This is a genomic window from Devosia sp. Root413D1 (assembly GCF_001425235.1).
Lineage (GTDB): Bacteria > Pseudomonadota > Alphaproteobacteria > Rhizobiales > Devosiaceae > Devosia_A.
The window spans coordinates 12,536-31,878 of the sequence record NZ_LMEA01000009.1; the positions used below are offsets into that span (position 1 = coordinate 12,536).

Here is a 19,343-nt window from a genome sequence, read left to right on the forward strand (position 1 = left end):
CCGATGACCCACAGCGCCCGCCTCAGCGTCGATATCGGCGGCACCTTTACCGACCTCGTCTTGTTGCGCAGCGATGGCGCCAGCTTTTCGGCCAAGGTGAGTTCCACCCCCGAGGCGCCGGAGGATGCGCTGGTCATCGGTATGCTCGAGGTGCTGGCGGCAGCGGAGCTTCGTCCCGACGGGCTCACCGAAGTGCTGCACGGCACCACCGTCGGCTCCAACACGCTGCTGCAGAAACTGGGCGCCCGCTGCGGGCTGATCACCACGCGCGGCTTTCGCGACGTGCTGGAGATCGGCCGGCTGCGCACCCCCGGCATGTTCGACCTCACCTGGGATAAGCCGGAGCCGCTGGTGGCGCGCCGCTATCGGCTCGAAGCCACGGAGCGGGTGCGGGCCGATGGCACGGTGATGACGCCGCTGCGGCTCGACGACGTGCTGGCGGCAGGGCGGTTCTTCGCCGCCGAAGGGATCGAGTCGGTCGCCATCTGCTTTCTCAACTCCTACAAGAACCCGGTGCACGAGCGGCAGGCGGCGACCGCCTTTGCCGAGGCTTTCCCCGGCATCGCGGTCACCGCCTCGGTGGATGTGCTGCCCGAAGCTGGTGAATACGAGCGCACTTCGACCACGGCGGTGAATGCCTATGTGCTGCCGCCGCTGCGCGGTTACCTGACCCGGCTGGAGCAGAAGTTGCGGGCCCATGGAGTGACGGCGCCGCTGTTGATCGGCAACTCCAATGGCGGGCTATCCTCGGCCCGCGTGGCGCAGCAAAAGCCGGTGTTCTTTATTTCCTCGGGCCGCTCCTCCGGTGCGGTGGGCGCGCTGCGGCTCGGCGCCGCCACCGATGAAGCCAACCTCGTTGCCTTCGACATGGGCGGCACCACGGCATCGGCGGCGCTGATCCATCGCGGCGTCCTGGCGCGCACGCACGAATATGAGTTCCGGGCCGGCATGTCGGTGCCGTCGCGTTTCATCAAGGCGGGCGGCTACATGATGCGGGTGCCCACTGTCGATGTCGCCGAGGTCGGCAACGGCGCGGGCTCGATCGCCGCCATCGATCCGGCGGGGCTGCTGACCGTCGGGCCGCGCTCCGCCGGGGCAGCGCCCGGGCCGGTGTGCTACGGCCGCGGTGGCACGCAGCCGACCGTCACCGATGCCAATGTGGTGCTCGGCCTGCTGCCGCCACGCCTCGCCGGTGGCAGCCTGTCGCTCGATATCGCGGCGGCCCGCGCCGCCATCGATCGCCAGCTGGCGCAGCCGCTGGGGCTCAGCATCGAAGCGGCGGCCTATGGCATCCGCGAGATCGCCAACGCCAACATGGTGCGCGCTATCCGGGCGGTGACGGTGGAGCGCGGGCTCGACCCGCGCGACCTGACACTCCTCGCCTTCGGCGGCTCGGGCCCGGTGCATGCGGCGGATCTGGCGCGAACGCTCGGCATCACCCGCGTGCTGTTCCCGCCCTCGCCTGGCGTGTTCACTGCCATGGGCATGCTGGCCGGCACCGTGGAGCATCACGAGTTGCGGGCGCTCGCCGGCCGGCTCGACCGCGTCGATGCAGCGGAGGTCGTGGCGCTCTCGGCCGAGATGCAGCGAGCTGCGGTCGCGCAGCTCACGGCCCAGGGTTACCCTGCCGCGGCCATCGCCTGCAGCTATGAGATCGACCTCAGGCTCGATGGCCAGGACGCCGCTCTGTCGATCCCGTTCGACCGGTTCGATGCGGCGGTGCTCCGGCCCGCCTTTATCGCCGCCTATCGCGACAGCTATGGCTACACCCCAACCGATGCGGTCGAGGCAGTGGCGCTGCGGCTCCACGCCCGTGCGCAGAACTCCGAGCCGCTGGATTTCCGCGCCCTCAAGGCCGGCGACCCCGGCGATGGCGAAGCAAACGCCGCCCGGCGCGAGGTGCATTTCGGTCGTGGTGGAGCGCAACTGACGCCGGTGCTGCGTCGCGCGGCGGTGACCGGCGCCATCGATGGACCTGTGATCATCGAGGGCCCGGATACCACCATCGTCATTCCATCAGGCGCACGCGTTGCGCCCAATGCCACCGGCAGCCTCGTCGCCACGCTGGAGCCGGTCCGATGAACGCCCTCGACCCCATCACCTTCGCGGTCATCAAATCCGGGCTCGATACCATCGTCGACGACATGGCCTATGCGGTGATGCGCACTGCCCGTTCGCCGATCGTCCGCGACGTGCTCGATTACTCGGTGACCATCTGCGACGCCGAGGGGCGCATCCTCAGCCAGGCCAAGACCGTGGCACTGCATCTGGGGGCGGTTCCCGACGCGATCGAGGTGGTGCGGAGCCGCTTCGCAGGCGACCTGTTCCCCGGCGACGTGATCGTCCTCAACGATCCCTATGACGGCGGCATGCACCTGCCTGACATCTTCATGTTCAAGCCGATCTTTGCAGGGGAACGGCTGCTCGGCTTCTCCGTGGTGATCGCGCACCATTGCGATGTCGGCGGCCGGGTGCCGGGTTCGAACGCTTCGGATTCGACCGAGATCTTCCAGGAGGGGCTGCGCATCGCCCCGATGAAGCTCTACGAGCGCGGCCGCCCCAACCGCACGCTCCTGACCATCATCGAAAAGAACGTGCGCCTGCCCGAACTGGTGCTGGGCGATCTCGATGCGCAATATGCCACCTGCAATATCGGCGAGCGCGAAATGCTGCGGTTGTTCGAGCGTCACGGCGACGAGCTGGAGCGCTATTTCGACCGGCTGATCGACTATGGCGAGGCGCTGACACGCAAGGCGATCGCCAGTTGGCCGGATGGGGAATACCGCTTCACCGACTATATCGATGGCGATGGCTTCTCACTGGCGCCGATCCCGATCGTCTGCTGCATCACCGTGAAGGGCGACCATCTCTGGGTGGATTTCACCGGCTCGTCGCCGCAGGTGAAAGGCGCCATCAACGCGACGCTGAGCTTCGTCAAATCCGCAACCTATCTCACCATCCGCTGCGCCCTCGACCACGACGTGCCCAACAATGCCGGGGTCTATCGCTGCATCACGGTGACGGCGCCGGAAGGCTCGATCCTCAACCCGCGCATGCCGGCGCCGGTCGCGGCGCGCGCCCTCACCGGCTATCGCGTTGTCGACACCGTAATGGGGGCGCTGGCGCAGATCGCGCCGAAAAAGCTGATGGCGGCCGGCGAGGGCGGCAATACCGTGGTGGCGATCGGCGGCTATCACGGTGAGCCGCCAAAACCCTTCGTCTTCGTCGATATGATCAACGGCGCCTGGGGCGGCCGAGCCGACAAGGACGGGGTCGAGGGCATCACCAACCCCAGCCAGAACATGTCGAACCTCCCCATCGAAACCATCGAGGCGCGCTATCCGCTGCTGATGGAGGAATATGCGCTGAGGCCGGATTCGGGCGGCGCCGGCGAGTTTCGTGGTGGGCTTGGGTTGGTGCGGCAGTATCGACTGCTGGCCGAGAGCGCCGTGCTGCAGTTGCGCGCCGACCGCCACGAGCATTCGCCCTATGGCCTGTTCGGCGGCGGTCCGGCAGCCTCGTCGCGCAACCTGATCGATCGCGGTGCGGGCTTCGAGGTGCTGCCGGCCAAGGTGACGCTGGAGATCGGCAAGGACACAGTGATCCGGCACGAGCAGGCCGGCGGTGGCGGCTGGGGCGATCCGCAGCGGCGCGCGCGCCCCGCGATCGAGGCCGACATCGCCAATGGCAAGGTGACGCCCGAAGCGGCGGCGAAGGATTATGGGAGCAAGCGATGAGCAAACTCGTGGTGGTCACCGGCGGCGCCAGCGGCATCGGCGAGGCGACGGCACGGCGCTTCGCAGCCGGCGGCTGGGCGGTGGAGATCGCCGACCGCAATGCCGAACGCGGCGAGGCCATCGCGGCGGAGCTGGGCGCCACCTATACCGGGCTGGATGTCGCCGACGACGACGCGGTGGCGGCCTATGCCACAGACGTGCTGGCGCGCCGCGGCGCGGTCGATGCGGTGGTCCACTCGGCCGGCGTGCTGCAGAACGCCGTGCGCGTGCTCGAAATGGATATGGCCGAGTATGACCGCATCCACGCCATCAATGTCCGCGGCACCCTGGTGGTCAACCGGGCCTTCGGCACGGCGATGGCGGCGCGCGGCGCGGGTGTGCTGATCAACATGGGCTCGCTCACCACCTACCGTCCCTCCGGCCAGCCGGCCTATGCCATGGGCAAGACCTCGATCAAAATGCTGACCGAAATCCTCGCCGCCGAACTGGGCCCCAAAGGTGTGCGGGTCAACGCCGTGGCGCCCGGCTACGTGCTGACCCCGGCCATGCAGGCACGCATCGATTCGGGTCAGCGCGACCCGAAACTGATCATCGAAAAAGCCGCCCTCCGCCGCTTCGTACAGCCCGCCGATGTCGGCGAGGCGATCTGGTTCCTGTGCTCCGACGCCGCCTCGGCGATCACCGGTGTGACCCTGCCGGTGGATGCCGGCTGGCTGGCGACCAGCGCGTATACGGCTTATGCGGCGGTACCGGAGTAGGGGGCTCACCCCCACCCTAGCTTTGCCAGGTCGCTTCACTCCCGGCGACGCTACCCTCCCCACAAGGGGGAGGGAGACCTGACTGCGAGCTCTCGGTTCCATCGTCTCCCTCCCCTTGATGGGGAGGGTAGCGCAGCTGGCCGCGTCAGCGGCTTAGCGAAGCTGGGTGGGGTGGAGCAGGTCGCCCAGGCTCACGCATAGTTCACGTAGATCGTCTTCTTCTGGAAATACGCATCCAGCCCATAACGCCCGTCCTCGCCGCCGATGCCGGAATCGCGGATGCCGGCGTGGTGGGCCTGGACCACGTCGCCGCCCTGCTTGTTGACGTAGATCTCGCCGAATTTCAGCTCGCGGATCAGCCGCATCATGCGGCGCATGTCCTTGGTGAACACATAGGCCGAGAGGCCATAGCGGCTCTCGTTGGCGAGCCGCAGGCCTTCGTCGAAATCGGTGACGGTCATCACCGGCACCACCGGCCCGAACACTTCGTCCTGCATGATCTGCATGGAGTTGTCGTTCACCTTCAGCACCGTCGGATCGTACCAGTGGCCGCGCGAGAACTCGCCCTCGGTGAGGCGGCGTCCGCCGGTCAGCACTTCGGCGCCGGCGGCCTTGGCCGCCTCCACCATGCGATCGACCTTGTCGAGTTCGGGGCGCGAGAATTTCGGCCCGACATCGACTAGCGTCGTGGGGTCGCCGACCTTCAGTTGCTTCACCGCGCCGGTGAAACGCTCGAGGAACTCGTCGGCGATCTTTTCGTGCACATACATACGCTCGTTGCAGATGCAGACCTGGCCGCAATTCTCGAAGCGCGACAGCACCGCGGCGCGCACCGCGGCGCCGATATCGGCATCTTCGGCGACGATGAAGGGCGCCTTGCCGCCGAGCTCGAGCCGAAGGATCTTGAGGTCGTCGGCGGCGTTGCGGAAGATGTCCTTGCCGGCCCGCACCGAGCCGGTGAGGGTAATCAACCGGCTCTGCGGGTGGGTCACCAGTGCCCGGCCGACCCCTTCGCCGGTGCCGCTGACCATGTTGATGACCCCCGCCGGAAAGCCGACCTGGTCGGCGAGCTGGGCGATCTCCAGCGCCGTCGTCGGCGTCCCCTCGTGCGACTTCACCACCACGGTGTTGCCGGCGATCAGCGCCGGCCCGATCTTCCGGCACATCAGCGCGGCCGGGTAGTTCCAGGCGGTGAGCGCGATCACCACGCCATGCGCCACCTTCTGGATCCAGATCTGCTCGTCCGGATTGTCCGAGGGGATGATGTCGCCGGTGATGCGTCGGGCTTCCTCCGCGGCATAGCTGAGGTAAAGCGCGGCGCTTTCGATCTCGCCACGCGCTTCCTGCAACGGCTTGCCCTGTTCGGCGATCACCATGCGGGCGAGCCGCTCGCGGTTTTCCAGGACGACGCGGGCGAGGTCCTTCAGCAACTGGCCGCGCGACGCCGGCGGCAGCGCTTCCCAGGCGGGCTGGGCCTGGTAGGCGGCGGTGACCGCACGGTCGGCATCGTCGGCATTGCCGCGCGGCACCGAAGCGATCACCTGGCCGGTGGCCGGGTTCTCCACCTCGATCCATTCCTTGAGCGTCGAGTCCACCCACTGTCCGCCGATGAAGTTGCGGTAGCGGTCGGTGCCTTTGACGAGATCTTTCATGCCGGGCATGGCGGGGTCCTCAGGTGGTCAACGCATAAAATTGCCCTGGACTTTGTAGCCCGCCATTTCGGGCAGCCAGAGCGTGATTTGGGGCACATAGACGAGCACGAAGAGCAGCCCGATCAGCGCGATCAGAAAGGGCCAGAGCTCCTTGGTGATATCGGCGACCTTGATCCCGGAAACTCCGGCGATCAGGAACACCAGCTCGCCCATTGGTGGGGTGACGAGGCCGATCATCAGGTTCACCACCGAGACGACGCCGAAATGCACCGGGTCGATACCGAGCGCGATCACTGTCGGCATCAGGATCGGGATGATGATCAGCAGCATCAGCAGCGTATCGAGGAAGGCGCCGAGGATCAGGAACAGCAACGTCACCACGAACATGAACAGCACCGGGCTGAGTTCGAGGCTGATCATCCACTGGCCCATCGCCTCGGGGATCTGCTCGGCCGCCACCACCCAGTTCATCACCAGCGCGCCGGCAATGGTGATGGCGACAATGGCGGTGGCCTTCGATGAATCGACCAGCACCCGGTAGAAGGCTTTGAGAGTCAGCGAGCGATAGAGGAAGGCGGCGAGCAGCAGGGCGCAGAACGCCGCTACGGCAGCGGCCTCGGTGGGGGTGACGGCGCCCGAATAGATGCCGCCGAGCAGGATCACCGGCAGGAACAGCACCGGGATGGCGTGAAACACCGTGCGCGCCGCCTCGCGGAGCTTTGGCGCCGGTTCGACCGGAAAATCCTTATAGCGCGCCATCACCGTGACGATCGCCGATTGCGCCCCGGCCAGCAGCAGCCCGGGAATGACCCCGCCCATGAACAGGTAGCCGATCGAGGTGTTGGCGACGACGCCGTAAAGCACCATCGGAATCGAGGGCGGGATGATCGGCCCGATGATCGCCGAGGTGGAACTCAGCGCCGCGGCAAAACCTGGGCTATAGCCGGCCTTCACCATGGCATCGACCTCGAGCTTGCCGGGGCCGGCGGCGTCAGCCAGCGCCGAGCCGCTCATCCCCGAAAAGATCACCGAGGCGAGAATGTTCACATGCGCCAGCCCGCCCTTGAAGCGGCCGACCAGCATATTGGCGACGCCATACATCCGCTCGGTGAGGCCGCCGGCATTCATGATCTCGGCGGCAAAGATGAACAGCGGCACCGAGAGCAGCACGAAGCTGCCATAGAGGCCGTTGAGGCTCTGGGTGGCGACCAGCGCGATATCCTGCTGGGTCAGCAGCAGGTAGACGATGCCGCTCGCCAGCATGGCATAGCCGATCGGCATGCCGAGGAACGACCACAGGAAGAACAAGGCGAACATCGCCCAGGCGGAAAAGCTCATGACGCTGGGGTTCTTTGGTGTCGCATCTCAGTCAAAGCGATTTCTGCCACTCGGCGCTCAATAGCCGCCGGATCCGGATCGCCGCGCCGACCACCACCGCAATGAGGAAGATGGCAAAGCACGAATAGACCAGGTCCATCCGCACATGCAGCAGCATCGTGCTGCGCTTGCCGAGGAATAGGATGTAGTCGATGACGCCCGGTAGCGCCGCGAGGAAGGCGAGGCCGAGGCAGGCGGTGTTGAAGATGGCAAGCCAGCGCCGCGGCCCCGGCTTGAACCAGTTGTAGATCACGTCGAAGACGATCTGCCGCCGCTCCGGCACCAGGATCCCGCAGCTCCAGAACACCACCCAGACATAGGCGATGGCGCAGAGCTCCAGCGTCCAGGCCACCGGCGCGTTGAAGATGTAACGCGAGGCGACCTGGACGATGAAGGCGAAGAACATGACGGCAAAACTCAGTGCCGCCACGCCCTCGGCCACCTGCGTCCACAGGTTGCGGAGCCGGTTGGGCACGGATCAGGCGCCGGCGGCGTTGATGCGGTCGAGCAGCCCGGCCGGCCAGGTCTTGGCGAACTCGCTCTCGAGGAACTTCTTCTGCACCTGGTCGCGGAACGAGGCGACATCCGGGGTGACCACCGTCAGGCCCTGGCCTTCGAGGAACTTCACCGCATCGGCTTCGGCCGCCAGCACGGCATCATCGTTGAACGCCTTGGCTGCGGCCTCGGCGGCTTCGATGGCCTTCTTCTCGGTATCGCTGAGCCCGTCCCAATAGGGCTTGGCCACGGCAAAGAAGGTGTTGGAGACCATGTGGTCGGTCAGCACCACCTCCTTGGTCACTTCATAGAACTTGTTGGCGATCACGTCGGCCAGGGGGTTCTCGAAGCCGTCGATGGTGCCGGTCTGCAGCGCCAGGTAGATTTCCTCGAAGGCCAGCGGTGTGGCGTTGCCACCGAGCGCGTTGCCGAGGAACTGCCAGGTTTCGGAGCCGGGCATGCGCAGCTTCAGCCCGGCGAGATCGGCCGGGGTCTTCACCTCGCGCGGCTTCACCAGCACCAGCTGGCGCGAGCCCAGATACTGGCTGCGGACGATCTCGAGCCCGAGATCGGCGCCGACCTTGGCCTTGTACTCGGCCCCGACTTCGCCGTCATACACCGCGTCCAGATGCTTGGCGTCGCGCATCAGGTAGCCATTGGTGAAGATCGAATATTCGGGGATCAGCGCCGCCACATCCTGTGGCGAGATCATCGCCACTTCGAGATTGCCCCGCTGCATCGCCTCGATCTCGGTGCCCTGCGCGAACAGCGTGCCGTTATAGTGGATCTGCACATCGAAGCCGCCGGGCAGCGCCTTTTCGAGTTCGTCCTTGAACACCACCAGCGCCTTGGACTGGATCTCGTTCTCGGCGCCCGGGGTGGAAATGCGGAGCGCCTTGGCCTCAGCCAATGCCGGGCCGGCCATGGCGATGGAAACGACGAGAAGTGCGGCGCCCGATATCAGCGTGCGGCGCCCGAATTTCGGAACGTTGAACGTCATGATTGTTCTCCCTGCATGGAGCCGCACGCCGAAGCGCCCTCTGCGGCTCCTTTCGCAGTTTCGATGCTTCAACAGGGCGGGGGATGCGTCAAGCACAATGTTGACAATCGGCAATTAATCTTGATGATGACGAGCATCCTGAAGCTGGCCATTCGAGCCACGAAATGCAGTTATCTCAAGAGGTTAGAGTGGATGGTCTGCCCAAGACCCGGTGCCTTGCGGTCGCCATAGCGACCCCTCTGACCAGGGATTTTCACCCCGATTTGCCGCGTCTGGTCGCCCGCATGGGGGCGCTGCTGGCGGCTGGCTGCGACGGCATCACGCTGTTCGGCACCACCGGCGAAGGCGCCGAGTTCTCTCTCGAGGACCGCACGCAAACGCTCGAGGCGGTGATCGCCGCCGGCATTCCCGCCGGCCGGCTGGTGGTCTCGATCGGCGCGCTGTCGCTCCCCGATGTGGTGGCGCTGGCGAGCCATGCCACCCGGCAGGGGGTGCACGGCGTGCTGCTGATGCCGCCCTGCGTCTATCGCGGCGGCATCACCGAGGACGCGACGTTCCGCTATTTCGCTGCGGTGATCGACCGGGTAGCGCTCTCGGCGCTGCGGCTCTATCTCTACCACTTCCCCGATATCTGCGGCGTGCCGATCACCCCGCAAGTGGTGCGCCGGCTCGACGAGCGCTATCCGGGGATGATCGCCGGTGTGAAGGATTCCGGCGGCGACCTCGATTTCACCATGGACCTGGTGCGCCGCTTCTCGCACCTGTCGATCTTCACCGGCAGCGAGATCCACCTGCCCGAACTGATCGCGGCGGGCGCGCGGGGCACCGTTTGCGGCCTCGCCAATGTCATGCCGCGCCTGATGCGCGGCATGATGGACGAGCCGACGGCGTTCGATCGCCGGGCCCTGCTGCCGCTGCTCTTTGCCGGCGACGCCATCCTGTCGCGCCGGCCGTTCATTCCGTCAGCCAAGGCGGTGGTGGCCGATTGGCTCGACGATGCCGAGTGGCGCAGGGTGATCCCGCCAATGCCGGATATCGCCATCCTGGAACGCCAGCACATCGTCGCCGATTTCCGCGCCTGGGATGCCGGCCTGCCCGAGCCGTGGCGCAGCATCGCCGCGGTGCCGGCGACCACTAATGTCGTCGACCTCAAGCGCGCCTGACAGGAGAGTCCATTTGGCCCACTCGCTCGACGGCAAGCCGCAACTTGCCACTGCTGCCGTGCTGCGCAGCAACGCGCCCGATCTCCACAGTCCGGCCGTGCGCGAAGCACGGGTCGATCTTGCCGCCTGCTTCCGCATGGCGGCGCGGCTGGGCATGCATGAGGGGATCTGCAACCACTTCTCGGCGGTGGTGCCGGGCCATGACGAGCTGTTCCTCGTCAACCCCTATGGCCGCGCCTTCGCCGAGGTGACGGCCTCGTCGCTGCTGATCTGCGATTATCTGGGCAATGTCATCGACGGCGATGGGGTGCCCGAGGCGACGGCCTTCTATATCCACGCCCAGGTGCATCGCCGGCTGCCGCGCGCCCGCGCCGCGTTCCACACCCACATGCCCTATGCCACGGCCTTGTCGATGACCGAAGGCGACCCGCTTATCTTTGCCGGCCAGACGGCGCTGAAGTTCTATGGCCGCACCGCGGTCGACCGCGACTATAACGGCCTGGCGCTCGACGAGCGCGAAGGCGAACGCATCGCCGCCGCCATCGGCGACGCCGATATCGTGTTCATGAAGCACCATGGCGTCATGGTCTGCGGCAGGACCATCGCCGAGGCTTGGGACGATCTCTATTACCTCGAGCGGGCCTCAGAAGTGCAGTTGCTCGCCATGTCGACCGGCCGCGAGATCAAGCCGGTATCCCCGGAAATCGCCGAGGCAGCAGCGCGGCAGATGCGCGACGGCGACGCCGAATCCGGCCGCCTGCATCTCGAGAGCATCAAGCGGCAGTTGGACAGCAGCGAGCCGGAGTATCGGCACTGAGGGTGGGGCTGGGCCGACACCGCTCCTCGCTTCGCTCATAGCGCGCTACGCTTCGCTCCGCGTACCCCTCATCCGGCGCTGCGCGCCACCTTCTCCCTCAAGGGGAGAAGGGAGTCCCGACTGAGATGCCTGAGGTGGTCGTCCTTCTCCCCTTGAGGGAGAAGGTGCCCGAAGGGCGGATGAGGGGTACGCGATTCGAAAGCATCGCCGATCCGAGCGGAGCGAGGAGCGATTACCCCTCCGCGTGCAACATCCGCCCCGCATCCTCGATATGCTTCCGCAGCAACCCCACCGCCTTCGCCACATCGCGCCTGCGGCAGGCATCGAGGATCAGCTTGTGCTCCCGATGCGCATCGGCGCGGCCATTGGTGGCCATCACCTGCATGCGGATATAGCGGCCGATGGTTTCGTGGGTACGGCGCAGCAGCTTCAGCATGCCGGGCCGGCCCGCCGGGGCGTAGAGCACCTCGTGCAGCCGCCAGTTGGCGTCGCCCCAGCCGTCGAGGCTGATATCGGCCATTTCCGAGATGATGGAGGTGGCCTTGTTGAGGTCGGCCTCGGTCATCTCGGGGATAGCAAGCGCGATGAGGTGCGGTTCGACCAATAGCCGCAGCTCGAACAGTTCGGCGATTTCGGCACGCGAGATCGGGGAAACCTGGGCGCCCTTCTGCGGCGTCAGCACCACCAGCCCCTCGGCCTCGAGCTGGCCGAGCGCCTCGCGCACCGGGCTGCGGCTGACGCCGAGTTCCGCCGCGATCTGCTCCTGCTGCAGCTTCACCCCTTGCGGGTAGTGGCCGGCGAGGATGCGGCGGCGCAGTTCCTGCGCCACCTGGATGCTGATGGTCGTCTTGTCGAGCAGGCCTGTCGCCATGTCCCGTCTCTCCAGCTGGCCCTCAGGGCCTCAATCGCTGTTACAGAGCCTTGCCCCGCCTTGCAACGTCGAAATGAGGAATGTATACATTCGACATACGGCGGACCACAGGTCCGGCATTCCCAAGACAAGTTGAGGCGAGAGATGACCTGGAGCGGCGTGTTCCCTGCAGCCACCACCAAGATGACGGCGAGCGGCGGGCTCGATCTGCCTGCCATGCAGCTGAGCATCGAGCGCCTGGTGAAGGGCGGCGTCAGCGGTGTCATCGTCTTGCCGATGCTGGGCGAAAACGCCGCGCTGACCCAGGCCGAAAAGGACAAGGTGGTGCGAGCGGCCAAGGAAGTGGTGGCCGGCAAGGTGCCGCTGCTCTCGGGCCTCGCCGAGCTCTCCACCGACGATGCGATTGCCGCGGCGAAAAACTACCGCAAGCTCGGGGCCGAGGGGCTGATGGTGTTCCCCAGCCTCGCCTACCGCACCGACCGGCGCGAGACTATCGCCTGGTACAAGGCGGTGGCCACCGGCGGGCTGCCGATCATGATCTACAACAACCCCATCGCCTATAAGGTCGATGTCGACGTCTCGACGCTCGAGGGCCTGGCTGGGGTGCCGGAGATCGTCGCGGTGAAGGAAGAGACCGGCGATATCCGCCGCGTCACCGACCTCTACAACGCCTTCGGCGACCGCTTCGATATCTTCTGCGGCGTCGACGACCTGATCCTCGAGAGCCTGGCGCTGGGCGTCGTCGGCTGGGTTTCGGGCATGACCAATGCCTGGCCGAGCGAATGCGTAAAACTGTTCAACGCGGCGCGGGCCGGCAACTTCAAGGCAGCGCTGCCGCTCTACCGGCTGATGACTCCGGCCTTCCACCTCGATACCGACGTCAAGCTGGTGCAGTACATCAAGTTCGCCGAGCACCTGGTCTACGGCGCCCCCGAACACATCCGCCCACCGCGGCTGCCGCTGGAGGGTGAGGAGCGGGCAAGGGTTGAGGCGGTGATCATGAAGACGATCGCGGACCTGAAGCGGGTTTAGGTCACTGATGAACTTCCCCTCACCCAGACCCTCTCCCCGGAGGGGAGAGGGGACGCACTTTGAACGGGCGGTGCCACATCGCCCCCTCTCCCCTCTGGGGAGAGGGTCGGGGTGAGGGGCAGTGCAACCCCTAAGCCACCCCACGCAAACTCAGCGCCTCGGCAAAATGACACGCCGCCAGATGCGGTCCCGTTACCCCTTCCACCTGCCGCAGCGGCGGCACCGTGCTTTTGCACACCTCCTGCGCATACGGACATCGCGGATGGAACGGACAACCCGACGGCCGGTTGGCGGGGTCGGCGACTTCGCCGCGGATCGCCACGCGTTCGCGCCGCACATGCGGGTCGGGTTCGGGCACGGCCGACAGCAGCGCTTCGACATAGGGCATTTTCGGGGTGCGGAGCAGCGCCTCGGTTTCGGCGAACTCGACGATCCGGCCCAGATACATCACTGCCACCCGGTCGCACTGGTGCTCGATCACCCCGAGGTCGTGCGAGATGAACAGGTAGGTGGTGCCCAGCCGCTCCTGGATGTCGCTCAGAAGGTTCAGCACCTGCGCCTGCACCGACACATCGAGGGCCGACACCGCCTCGTCGCAGACGACGAAATCCGGCTCCAGCGCCAGCGCCCGGGCGATGCCGATGCGCTGCCGCTGGCCGCCGGAAAAAGTGTGCGGGTAGCGCAGCAGGTAGCTCGCATTGAGCCCGACCAGCTCGAGCAGTTCCACCACCCGGTCACGACGCTGCTTGTGCGTGAGGTGGTCGAGGCAGATCAGCGGTTCGGCGATGATCTCCTCGACATTCATCCGCGGGTTGAGCGAGGCATAGGGATCCTGGAACACCATCTGCATCTTGCGCCGGATGCGCTTCAGCTCGGTGCGGCCGAGCTTGGCCACATCGACCGTGCCATCGCGGTCGTGAAACAGGATCTCGCCGGCGCTGGGCTCGATGGCGCGGAGGATGGCGCGGCCGGTAGTGGATTTGCCGCAGCCGCTTTCGCCGACCAGCCCAAGCGTTTCGCCGCGCGTGATGTTGAGGTCGATGCCGTCGATGGCGCGCACTTCGCCGGTGACGCGGCGCGACAGGCCGGAATGGATCGGGAAGCGCTTGCTCAGTCCCCTGATCTCAAGCAGCGGCGCGGTCTGTGCCTCGATCATGCGGCCTCCAGCGCGACCGAAGCCGCCAGCACTTCAGGGTAGAGCAGGCACCGGGCCCGATGGCCGGGCGCCACCTCGGCCATCTGCGGTTTCACCACATCACAGAGCCCGGCGACCGCCTTGGGGCAGCGCGGCTGGAAGGCGCAGCCGGGCAGTTCGGCGAGCGCCGAGGGCACCGAACCGCGCATCGCCGGCAGCCGCTCGCGCTTGCCGCGCCGGCTGCCGAGCCGCGGCACCGAGCCGAGCAACCCTTGCGTGTAGGGGTGCCTGGGCGCATCGAACAGCGCTTCGGTGGTGGTCTCCTCGACCACTTCGCCCAGATACATCACGGCGACGCGCCGTGTGGTCCGCGCCACGACGCCGAGATCATGGGTGATCAGCAGCACCGTCATTCCCAGCTCCTGCTGCAGCCGCTGCAGCAGTTCGAGTATCTGCGCCTGGATGGTGACGTCGAGCGCGGTGGTCGGCTCGTCCGCCACCAGCACGTCGGGCTTGCAGGCCAGCGCCATGGCGATCATGGCGCGTTGCCGCATGCCGCCAGACAGCTTGAACGGGTGGGCATCGAAGTGCTGCCGGGGGTTGGGCATGCCGACCAGCTCGAGCATCTCGATCGAGCGCTCTTTCGCAGCGCGCTTGTCGAGCTTCTCGTGGATCAGCAACATCTCGGCGATCTGGTTGCCGATGGTGTGGACCGGCGAGAAGGCGGTCATCGGTTCTTGGAAGATCATCGCCAGCCGGCGGCCGCGGATGGCGCGCATCGGGGCTCCGTCCGGGTCAAGTGCGGCGAGGTCGACCGGCGGCGTCTTGCGGTCGTCGAGGACGATCGAGCCGGCGGTGATGCGCATCGGCGACGGTGTGATGTTGAGCAGTGCTCGCGCCGTCATCGATTTGCCGCAGCCGCTTTCGCCGACGAGGCCGGTGGTGGCGGCGCGGGGGAGGTCGAGGTCGATGCCGCGCAGGGGCCGCAGCATGCCATGGCGGCTGCGCGCCGCGACTTCGAGCCCGCGGATGGAAATGATCGGGCCGTCGGTCACTTAAAACTCTCCCGCGAGAACGGGTCGGCCGCATCGCGGAGGCCATCGCCGAGGAAGTTGAAGGCGAGCACGGTGACGATCACCAGCGCGCCGGGCAGCAGCAGCCAGGGGGCGGTGGCCAGCGTGTTGACGTTCTGCGCATCCTGCAGCAGCACGCCCCAACTCAGCGCCGGTGGGGTGAGGCCGATGCCGAGAAAACTCAGCGCCGTTTCGGCCAGGATCATCGAGGGGATCGACAGCGTCACCGAGGCGATGATGTGGCTCATGAAACTGGGTAGCAGGTGCTTGCCGATAATGCGGGCCTCACTGGCGCCGGCGAGCCGCGCCGCCATGACGAAATCCTCTTCGCGCAGCGACAGGAAGCGGCCGCGCACCACCCGCGCCAGGTCGGTCCAGCCGACCAGCGACAGGATCACGGTGATACCGAAATAGACTTGGATGGTGGTCCAGTCATGCGGCAGCGCCGCCGCCAGCGCCATCCACAGGGGGATCGAGGGGAAGCACTGGATGATCTCGATCAGCCGCTGCACCGCGAGATCGACCCAGCCACCGAAATAGCCGGAGATGCCGCCGAGGATGACGCCCAGCACCAGGCTGATGGCGACGCCGACGAGGCCGATCGACAGCGAGATGCGCGAGCCATAGACCATGCGCGAGAACACGTCGCGCCCGAGGCTATCGGTGCCCATCAGGAAGAAGGCGCCGCCCTTGTCGACGCCGAACAGGTGCATGTCGGTAGGGAACAGGCCGAACCAGCTGTGCCGGTCGCCGGCAATGAACAGCTGCACCGGATATCGCTTGGACGTGTCGATGGCGTAGACGCGCTTGAAAGTCTTGCGGTCGAGCTGTTGCGACACGCCGAAGGCGACCGGCGGCCAGACGAACTCGCCATCGACCATCACGGTCGGCCAGCTCGGTGGCGAGAACGGCAGGCCGGTGCGGCTTTCGGGGTCGAAGGGCGCGATCCAGTTGGCAAAGATCGCCGTCAGGTACAGCGCTGCGATCACCCAGATGCTCGCGACCGCCAGCCGGTGGGCGCGGAACTTGTACCACATCAGGGTGAGCGGCGATTCGACCGGCGCGCCTCGCACGCTTCCGCCGCCGATCGGCAGGGGTTTGGCCGTAACGCTCATGACAGCCGGATCCTGGGGTCGAGCCAGGCGAGGAGGATGTCGGAGATCAACACGCCAATCACCGTCAGCACCGCCAGCATCAGCACGAACGCACCGGCAAGATAGGTGTCCTGGCTGAGCAGCGCTGCATAGAGCAGCGGCCCGGTGGTCGGCAGGTTAAGGACGATCGAGACGATCACCTCGCCCGAGATCATCCCTGGCAGGATGAAGCCCATCGAGGAAACGAACGGGTTGAGCGCGATGCGCACCGGGTATTTCAGGATCAGCAGCATCGGGTGCAGGCCCTTCGACCGCGCCGTCTCGACATAGGGCTTTCTCAGTTCATCGAGCACGTTGGCGCGGGTGATGCGGATCAGGCCCGCCGTGCCGGCGGTGCCGACGATCACCACCGGGATCCAGAGGTGACTCAAGAGGTCGATGAACTTGTCCAGGCTCCATGGCGCGTTGAGGTATTGCGGCGAGAACAGCCCGCCGATCGACAGGCCGAAATAGCGGTTCGAGATGTAGAGGAAGGTCAGCGCCAGCATGAAATTGGGAATGCCGAGGCCGAGAAAGCCGAGGATGGTGAAGAAGTAGTCGCCCAGCGAATACTGCTTCACCGCCGAGAAGATGCCGATCGGCAGCGCCACGCTCCAGGCGAACAGTAGCGAGCAGGTGGCAACGAGGAAGGTGGTGGGCAGCCGCTCGATGATCAGCTGGCTGACCGGCAGGCGCCACTCGAACGAGTAGCCGAAATTGCCGTCGAAGACGATATTGCCGAGCCACTTGAAGTACTGCACCCAGATCGGGTCATTGAGGCCGTAGCGCAGGCGCAGCGCGTCGATCGTCGCCTGGTCGACAGTGGTGCCGAGTGCTTCGAGACGCGCGATATAGGAGCTCAGATAGTCGCCGGGCGGCAACTGGATGATGATGAACGAGATGATCGAGATCACGATCAGCGTCGGCACCATCCAGACGAGCCGTCTCAGTACGAAACCCCACATCGCATCGCCCCGGCAGAAAATCGGGGGGCAACTGCCCCCCTTCTAGTTGGCAGGAAAGACTACTGAGCGAGATAGAACTGCTCGGGATGATAGCGCGCCATGTAGCCCCAGTCCCATGAGGCCATGCCCTGTTCCGGGATATTGCGCATGGCGTTGGAGACGATCAGCGGCTGCGGGAACGCTCCGACCGTGCCGATGGTCCAGGCGCCGTCGGCATTGGCCTTCACCACGGCCTTGCAGCCTTCGACCAGCGCCTCGGGCGTGCCGGTAGCCTTGGCCTTTTCCCAGGCCGCCATGGCATCCTTCATGTCCTGCGGAGGCTCTTCGCCCTTTTCGCCATGGGTTTCGAACCAGGTGGCCCACAGGGTGGCGAAGGCGCCGTGCCGCTGCGTTCTCGGGATGATCTTCGGGCCGGTCACCCAGAGCGGGTCGGTGGCGCTGTCGGCGTGCCACAGCCCCATATCGTGCTGGTTGGAGGTGGTGAACTCGAAATAGAGGCTGCGCTCCACCTCGCGCACGTCGAAGTTGAGGCCGATATTGCGGAAATAGGTCTGGGTCAGCTCGACGATCTTGCGCTTGGCATCGCCGCCTTCGCCGGGCCAGTAGGTGAGGGTGAACTTGAACGGCTTGCCGTTGGGCAGGGTGCGCCAGTCGCCATCCAGCTTCATGCCGATCTCGTCGAGCAGCGCCTTGGCGCCATCGGGATCGAACTGGGTGTTGGTCTTCGAAACCGCTTCATCCCAGCAGCGTCCGCCGATCGGCAGGATCGAGTTCTGCATGGGCGTGCCGAGCCCGAAGAACACCAGCTCGTTGATCTCGTCACGGTTGATGGCGATCTCGAGCGCCTTGCGGAACCGGATGTCCTGGAACAGGGCGCGCTTGTCCGGATCGGCGACGGTCTGGTTCAGCATCATGTTGGCGATGTTGGTGAAGCCGGCGCTGTACTCGAGCACGCGGTAGCCGCCCTTTTCGGCATTGTCGATGAACACCGGCATCTGCGTGATGGTGGTGTTCTCGAGCGCCAGGTCGGCTTCGCCCGATGAGGCTTTGAGCGTGTAGACCTCGGGGTTCTGCACCAGGTCGACATCGACCTTGTCGATATAGGGCAGCTGGTTACCTTCGGTGTCGACCTTGAAATAGAAGGGGTTGCGCTCGAGGATCAGGTGGCTGCCATTGGTGGAGGCCGGCTTGAAGGCGCGGATCACCGGGCTGTCGAAATTGGCGACGCCGAACACGTCGTCGCTCAGCGCCTTCTGCGCGAACAGCTCGGCCCAGGTGGCGTAGCCGGCAGCCTTGGCCATCTCGGCGAGTTTGGCCGGATCGGCATATTTGGGGTGGAACGGTTTCAGGAAATGCGCCGGCAGGAAGATCTGCCCCTGATAACCGTCGCGGGCAATCAACAGCTCGATCAGCCGGTTCGGCGCCTTGAAGTCGAGCTTGAAGGTCTGCTCGTCGACCACCGTCACCGTCATCGGCTCGCCGGCCGACATCCAGTCGCCCGGCATGGTCGGGGTCAGCTCGGCATTGTTGATGACGTCATCCCACCAGAAGGCAATATCGGCGGTGGTGAAGGGCTCGCCATCGGACCATTTGAGGCCCTTGCGGAGCGTCATCGTGAGGGTCTTGTCGTCGTTCGACCATTCCCAGGATTGCGCCAGGTTCGGCTCGATCGTCGCGCCGTCTTCGGCGTTGAGCCGGGTCAGCGACTCGATGCCCACCACTGAGGTGGCGTCGCCGAACTCTTCGGTCGATGAGCGCATGGCGCGCGCCGTGCCGCCATAGCTGCCGACCTCGGAGACCGGCGTGACCACCAGCGGCTCGGGCGGCAGGCGCTGCTCGATCGGTGGCAGGCTGCCATCGGCAACGGCCGCGTCGAGCATGGGAGACTGTTGGAATGCGGCCGCCCCGAAGGCCGTGGTCGAAAGCAACAAAGTCGCGAGGGTGGCGGTGCCGACAAGGCGCCGGCTCCATCCCCCGATTGTGCTGAGTGTCATAACGCTTCCCCTTTCCTGACTTCTTCCGAAGTCCCCTCGGGCTGGCCATGTCCCGGAAACCTCACCGCCCCCTCGGCGGCAGGCTCCGTTCTGGCAATGGCGCGGTCCGATCTCCTCTCCGTCCTGCCCCATGGCAGGCCC

The 19,343-nt window shown here is 65.9% G+C and carries 16 protein-coding genes; 6 read left to right on the top strand and 10 right to left on the bottom strand.

The window, feature by feature from the left end:
• Window positions 1-3 precede the first annotated feature (3 nt).
• Genes ASC89_RS12140 through ASC89_RS12150 form a run of 3 tightly spaced genes read left to right on the top strand, consistent with a single transcriptional unit; the run spans window position 4 to window position 4,495 of the window.
• Window positions 4-2,082 carry a hydantoinase/oxoprolinase family protein gene (locus ASC89_RS12140; RefSeq protein WP_055998097.1) on the top strand — a complete coding sequence of 693 codons (2,079 nt, stop codon included), beginning with the start codon at window positions 4-6 and terminating at the stop codon, window positions 2,080-2,082.
• Entirely contained in the window at window positions 2,079-3,737 is a 1,659-nt protein-coding gene (locus ASC89_RS12145) for a hydantoinase B/oxoprolinase family protein (protein ID WP_055873332.1), read from the top strand. The genes ASC89_RS12140 and ASC89_RS12145 overlap by 4 nt, the downstream gene beginning before the upstream one ends.
• On the top strand, window positions 3,734-4,495 hold the full coding sequence (locus ASC89_RS12150; protein WP_055998100.1) for an SDR family NAD(P)-dependent oxidoreductase: 762 nt from the start codon (window positions 3,734-3,736) through the stop codon (window positions 4,493-4,495). Before ASC89_RS12145 ends, ASC89_RS12150 begins: the two co-directional genes overlap by 4 nt.
• A 191-nt stretch (window positions 4,496-4,686) precedes the next feature.
• Here the strand turns inward: ASC89_RS12150 and aldA are convergent, their stop codons facing one another.
• The 4 genes from aldA to dctP are packed head-to-tail and all read right to left on the bottom strand — an operon-like array spanning window position 4,687 to window position 9,019.
• A complete protein-coding gene (aldA, locus tag ASC89_RS12155) occupies window positions 4,687-6,156 on the bottom strand; it encodes an aldehyde dehydrogenase (RefSeq protein ID WP_197420994.1) in 1,470 nt (489 codons plus the stop codon).
• An 18-nt stretch (window positions 6,157-6,174) separates the two neighbouring features.
• Window positions 6,175-7,485 (bottom strand): TRAP transporter large permease, encoded by a 1,311-nt coding sequence (locus ASC89_RS12160; protein ID WP_055873327.1) that lies wholly within the window; start codon window positions 7,483-7,485, stop codon window positions 6,175-6,177.
• A 31-nt stretch (window positions 7,486-7,516) separates the two neighbouring features.
• Window positions 7,517-7,999, bottom strand: coding sequence for a TRAP transporter small permease (locus ASC89_RS12165; RefSeq protein ID WP_055998103.1), 483 nt, complete (start codon window positions 7,997-7,999; stop codon window positions 7,517-7,519).
• 3 nt (window positions 8,000-8,002) lie between these two features.
• Window positions 8,003-9,019 carry a TRAP transporter substrate-binding protein DctP gene (gene dctP, locus ASC89_RS12170; RefSeq protein WP_055998106.1) on the bottom strand — a complete coding sequence of 339 codons (1,017 nt, stop codon included), beginning with the start codon at window positions 9,017-9,019 and terminating at the stop codon, window positions 8,003-8,005.
• 164 nt (window positions 9,020-9,183) lie between these two features.
• Here dctP and ASC89_RS12175 point away from each other — a divergent pair, with 164 nt between their 5' ends.
• Both ASC89_RS12175 and ASC89_RS12180 read left to right on the top strand, forming a co-directional pair.
• Window positions 9,184-10,182: a dihydrodipicolinate synthase family protein gene (locus ASC89_RS12175; protein ID WP_082533336.1), complete on the top strand. Its 999-nt coding sequence runs from the start codon at window positions 9,184-9,186 to the stop codon at window positions 10,180-10,182.
• A 13-nt stretch (window positions 10,183-10,195) separates the two neighbouring features.
• Window positions 10,196-10,999: an aldolase gene (locus tag ASC89_RS12180; RefSeq protein WP_055998111.1), complete on the top strand. Its 804-nt coding sequence runs from the start codon at window positions 10,196-10,198 to the stop codon at window positions 10,997-10,999.
• Window positions 11,000-11,231: 232 nt separating this feature from the next.
• Here the strand turns inward: ASC89_RS12180 and ASC89_RS12185 are convergent, their stop codons facing one another.
• A complete protein-coding gene (locus ASC89_RS12185; RefSeq protein ID WP_055998114.1) occupies window positions 11,232-11,870 on the bottom strand; it encodes a GntR family transcriptional regulator in 639 nt (212 codons plus the stop codon).
• Window positions 11,871-12,014: 144 nt separating this feature from the next.
• On the opposite strand from ASC89_RS12185, the gene ASC89_RS12190 reads away from it, so the two are divergent.
• Window positions 12,015-12,902, top strand: a complete 888-nt coding sequence (locus ASC89_RS12190) for a dihydrodipicolinate synthase family protein (RefSeq protein ID WP_055873308.1) — start codon at window positions 12,015-12,017, stop codon at window positions 12,900-12,902.
• 130 nt (window positions 12,903-13,032) lie between these two features.
• Here ASC89_RS12190 and ASC89_RS12195 read toward each other — a convergent pair whose 3' ends face one another.
• Genes ASC89_RS12195 through ASC89_RS12215 form a run of 5 tightly spaced genes read right to left on the bottom strand, consistent with a single transcriptional unit; the run spans window position 13,033 to window position 19,202 of the window.
• Window positions 13,033-14,058 carry an ABC transporter ATP-binding protein gene (locus tag ASC89_RS12195; RefSeq protein ID WP_055998117.1) on the bottom strand — a complete coding sequence of 342 codons (1,026 nt, stop codon included), beginning with the start codon at window positions 14,056-14,058 and terminating at the stop codon, window positions 13,033-13,035.
• Window positions 14,055-15,092 carry an ABC transporter ATP-binding protein gene (locus tag ASC89_RS12200; protein ID WP_055873304.1) on the bottom strand — a complete coding sequence of 346 codons (1,038 nt, stop codon included), beginning with the start codon at window positions 15,090-15,092 and terminating at the stop codon, window positions 14,055-14,057. Before ASC89_RS12200 ends, ASC89_RS12195 begins: the two co-directional genes overlap by 4 nt.
• Window positions 15,089-16,225, bottom strand: coding sequence for an ABC transporter permease (locus ASC89_RS12205; RefSeq protein ID WP_082533337.1), 1,137 nt, complete (start codon window positions 16,223-16,225; stop codon window positions 15,089-15,091). The genes ASC89_RS12200 and ASC89_RS12205 overlap by 4 nt, the downstream gene beginning before the upstream one ends.
• Window positions 16,222-17,208, bottom strand: a complete 987-nt coding sequence (locus tag ASC89_RS12210; protein WP_055873302.1) for an ABC transporter permease — start codon at window positions 17,206-17,208, stop codon at window positions 16,222-16,224. Before ASC89_RS12210 ends, ASC89_RS12205 begins: the two co-directional genes overlap by 4 nt.
• Before the next feature lie 59 nt (window positions 17,209-17,267).
• A complete protein-coding gene (locus ASC89_RS12215; RefSeq protein ID WP_162247939.1) occupies window positions 17,268-19,202 on the bottom strand; it encodes an ABC transporter substrate-binding protein in 1,935 nt (644 codons plus the stop codon).
• Window positions 19,203-19,343: the final 141 nt, after the last annotated feature.